General features: G+C 65.6%; 4 protein-coding genes and 1 pseudogene. 2 read left to right on the plus strand and 3 right to left on the minus strand.

Annotation, left to right across the window (positions count from 1 at the left end; all coding sequences use genetic code 11):
• Positions 1 to 369: pseudogene (locus EOD07_RS25450) on the plus strand (MFS transporter); the annotation flags it as partial.
• On the opposite strand, the gene EOD07_RS25455 reads toward EOD07_RS25450, so the two are convergent.
• Complete coding sequence (locus EOD07_RS25455; protein WP_127237382.1) at positions 327 to 1,241, minus strand: LysR family transcriptional regulator; 915 nt, start codon at positions 1,239 to 1,241, stop codon at positions 327 to 329. The pseudogene EOD07_RS25450 and the gene EOD07_RS25455 sit on opposite strands and share 43 nt — an antisense overlap.
• A 97-nt stretch (positions 1,242 to 1,338) precedes the next feature.
• Between EOD07_RS25455 and EOD07_RS25460 the strand changes: the two genes are divergently transcribed.
• Entirely contained in the window at positions 1,339 to 2,298 is a 960-nt protein-coding gene (locus tag EOD07_RS25460) for an SDR family oxidoreductase (protein WP_127237383.1), read from the plus strand.
• A 58-nt stretch (positions 2,299 to 2,356) separates the two neighbouring features.
• Here EOD07_RS25460 and EOD07_RS25465 read toward each other — a convergent pair whose 3' ends face one another.
• Both EOD07_RS25465 and EOD07_RS25470 read right to left on the minus strand, forming a co-directional pair.
• Positions 2,357 to 2,515 (minus strand): DUF3309 family protein, encoded by a 159-nt coding sequence (locus EOD07_RS25465; protein ID WP_041011188.1) that lies wholly within the window; start codon positions 2,513 to 2,515, stop codon positions 2,357 to 2,359.
• A gap of 99 nt (positions 2,516 to 2,614) precedes the next feature.
• Positions 2,615 to 3,984, minus strand: a 1,370-nt coding sequence (locus EOD07_RS25470; RefSeq protein WP_164772514.1) for an efflux RND transporter permease subunit, incomplete at its 5' end; no start/stop codon positions are given.

Below are 3,984 nucleotides of genomic sequence, written 5' to 3' on the forward strand. Positions count from 1 at the left end.
GTGTCGACCTTGCGCGGCTCGGCGCTGGTCGCCGCTGCCGGCATGCTGGTCGCCGGTCTTTCGCCCTCGCCTTACCTCGCCATCGCCGCCTTCGCCTTCTGCGGCTTCGGCATCGCCAACATGGTGCCGATCATCTTTTCGGCCGGCGGCAACCAGGAAGGCATGTCGTCTGGCACCGGCATGAGCGTCGTCACCACCATGGGCTATTCCGGCATCCTGGTGGCGCCCTCCGCGATCGGCTTCGTCGCCGAGCACTCGAGCTTCGGCCCGATCTTCGTCGCGCTGTCCGGGCTGCTGGTCATCGTGCTGTTGATGGCGGGCCTCGCTCACCGGGCCGAATTCGCCCCCGAACCTGTACCGGCCGAGTAAAGCTTCAGTTCCTCATGCAGGAAATCCGCCACGCGGCGGATGCGCATGCTGGTGCGCACGTCGCGGTGCATGGCGAGCCAGACGGGCAGGACCGGCAAGGGCACGTCCGGCAGCAGCTTTTCCAGGTCCGGGTCGCGGTCGGCCAGCGGCTCCTGGCCGATGCCGATGCCGTTTCCCGTCCGCACCGCCTCCCAGAGCACGATCTGGTTGTCGGTCCTGAACCGGAAATGGCTGCGGCCGACCGGAATGCCGAACGCGGTGAAGCCGCGAATGATCTCGTCGCTGCGGTCGAAACCGACCAAAGCGTGATCGGCAAGATCAGCTGGCGTTTCCGGCCGGCCGCGCCGGTCAAGATAGGCGCTTGCCGCGCACAGGCAGAGCGGAATGTCGGTGACCTTGCGCGCCACCAGCTCGTTCTGCGCCGGCCGGACCATGCGGATGGCGATGTCGGCATCGCGGCGCAAAAGGTTCTCGACCTGGTTGGAGGCGACGATCTCGACCTCGATGCCCGGCTCTTCCTCGCCGAGACGCGCCATCATGTCCGGCAGCACGAAGGCGGCGACCACCTCGCTAGCCGCGATGCGCACCGTACCCTCGATCGCCTCGACCGCACCCAGCGCCAGCAATGAAAAGGCATTGGCCTGCTCGTTGACCGCCCGGCCGCGCTCGTAGAGCGTGCCGCCGGCTTCCGTCAGCTCGTAGCCGCGCCGCCCGCGCCGGAACAACGTCACGCCGAGCGCTGCCTCCAGCTCGGCGATGTGGCGGCCGAGCGTAGGCTGGCTGGCCGCCAGCCTGCGCGCCGCACCTGAAAGACTGCCGGTTTCGGCAACCGCGACGAAGCTCTTGATCAGGTTCCAGTCGAATTCCTTCATTCATTTTTGAATAACAGATCGCCGAAACAGGTCAATTTCAATTCGCTGATGAACGCACCAGATTAGCCAGGCAAACGCAAACAACGGAGAGAACAAGATGACCAAGATCGCAATCCTCGGCGCCAATGGCCGGCTCGGCCGCGTGGTCGGCAAGGCTTTCATCGATGCCGGCTTCGACGTCCGCGCCATCACCCGCACAGGCAAGGTGCCGGCGGAGCTCAAGGGCGCCACGGCCGTCGCCGGCGACGCGCTGGACCGCGAATCCCTGATCCGCGCGACGCAGGGCGTCGACATCGTCTTCAACGGCCTGAACCCGATCTATACCGACTGGGGCAAGTGCATGCCGATGGCCGAGAACGTCATGGCCGCCTGCCGCGAAAACGGTGCGCTGCATCTGTTCCCGGGCACGGTCTACAATTACGGCTCGCCGATGCCGCAGGTGATCACGGAGGCGACGCCGTTCCATCCGACCACCGAGAAGGGCCGCATCCGCTGCGCTATGGAAGCGCTGTTCCGCAACGAGGCCGAAGCCGGCCGGGTGCGCACCATCGTGCTCAGGGCGGGAGATTTCTTCGGCGGCACCGGCTCAGGCTCCTGGTTCGACCTCGTCGTCGCCGCCAAGATGAACAAAGGCGTCTACACCGCGCCCGGCCCGGCCGACCTGACGCATGAATGGGCCTACCTGCCGGACTTCGCCGTCGCCTTCGTCGGCCTGGCGAAGAACCTCGACAAAACGGGCTTCTTCGAAGCCATCAACTTCCCCGGCCACGCCATTACCGATCTCGACATGAAAGCCGCGGCCGAGAAGGCGCTCGGCCGCAAGCTGAAGCTCTCCTTCATGCCCTGGTGGGTGCTGCGCGCCGGCAGCCCGTTCGTGGCCATGTGGCGCGAGATCGTCTCCATGTCCTATCTGCGCTTCGAGGCGCACCGGTTGGCTTCGACCCGGCTAGAACAGGTCATCGGCGAAATCCCGCATACCCCGCTCGACCAGGCGGTGGCGCAAGCCATGCAGGATATCGGCATCGCCATTGCGCAGGTCTCGCGCCAGGCTGCTTGACTGTCGAGCAGGAAGGGAGCGGCCGGGCCTCGGAAGGCCTGGCCGTCATCGTTCAGCTTCAGATCCTACCCATCAACAACAGGATCAGCAGCACGACCAGGATGACGCCGACGATGCCCGACGGGCCGTAGCCCCAGGCACGCGAATGTGGCCATGCCGGCACCGCGCCGATCAGGATCAGGATCAGGATTATTACGAGAAGTGTGCCGATCGTCATGAAAAACCCTCGCCGTCTGGTTGAACCTCGAGGGAACAATGCAAAAAGCCGCCCGGTTGTTCCCCGGACGGCTTTGGTCTCCGCCGGTGACAAAGTAGCTTATTCAGCTGCCTTCGGGAAAGTGATCTCCGCTTCGGCAGCCACTTCCGCCGCCTTGCCGATCGACGACATCTCGCCCCTGCCGCGCCGGAACAGGCGGCTGAGCCAGTTGCGCCGCTGGCCGGGCTTCACCTTGGCGCGGGTGAACACCATCAGCATCGAGGGCGTCACCACCAGCGTCAGCAGCGTGGCGAAGGACAGGCCGAAGACGATTGCCGAGGACAGCGATATCCACCATTGCGTCGACGGCGCGTTGATCGTCGTCTCGTGATGGAAGATTTCGAGACCGAGGCCGAAGGCGATCGGCAGCACGCCGAGGATGGCCGACACCGCCGTCAGCACCACCGGCCGCGCACGCTCGCGGCAGGTCTGCAGCACCGCGTCCATCTTGTCCCAACCCTCCTCGCGCAGCCGGTCATAGGTGTCGATGAGCACGATATTGTTGTTCACCACCACGCCGGCCAGCGCGATCACGCCGATGCCCGACATGACGATGCCGAAGGCCTCGCCTGTCAGAAGCAATCCGAGGAACACACCGATCGTCGCCATGACCACGCAGGACAACACGAGCCACACGCTGGTGAATTTGTTGAACTGCGCAAGCAGCACCAGGAAGATCAGGAAGATCGCAGCACCGAAGGCCTTGCCGAGGAAGGCGCTGGCTTCCGCGCTGTCCTCGTTGGAGCCGGCAAGCTTCCAGCGAATGCCGCTGCCGAGGTCCATGTCGGCGACGGCCTTGGTGACCTCCTGCTGCACCGCCGCGACCTGCGCGCCGGCGCTGACATTGGCTTGAACGACCACGGTACGCGCGCCGTCGATGCGGTTGAGGATGCCGACGGTCGGCTCGGGTTTCCTGACGACGAAGTTCGAGATAGGCACCGACCCTTGCGAGGTCTGTACACGCAGTTCGTCAAGCGTCGACAGAGTGCGTCGGTCTTCCGGCAGGCGCAGCCTTATGTCGACCGCGTCGTCGGCGCCGGCCGGCCTATATTCCGACAGCTTGAGGCCGTTGGTCACCAGCTGCACCACCGTGCCGACCGAAGTCGGGCTGATGCCGTATTGCGCCGCCTTGGCGCGATCGACCTCGATCGCCCAGTCGACGCCGGGCGGCGGCAGGCCGTCCGAAATGTCGATGACGTTGGGGATCTTGGCGATGCGTGCGGCGACCGCCCGCGCCTTGTCGTCGAGCCCGGCCGGATCGGCGGCCGACAGCCGGATCTGGATCGGCTTGCCGGTCGGCGGACCGGCTTCCGGCACGCGCACCTCGACATCGACGCCGGGGATGCCGGCCATCACGCCGCGCAGGTCGTCGAGGATCTGGTTGGCGGATTTGCGCTCGCGCCAGTCGACGAACTCGTACTGGATGACGC

The sequence above is a fragment of the Mesorhizobium sp. M2C.T.Ca.TU.002.02.1.1 genome, from assembly GCF_003997225.1.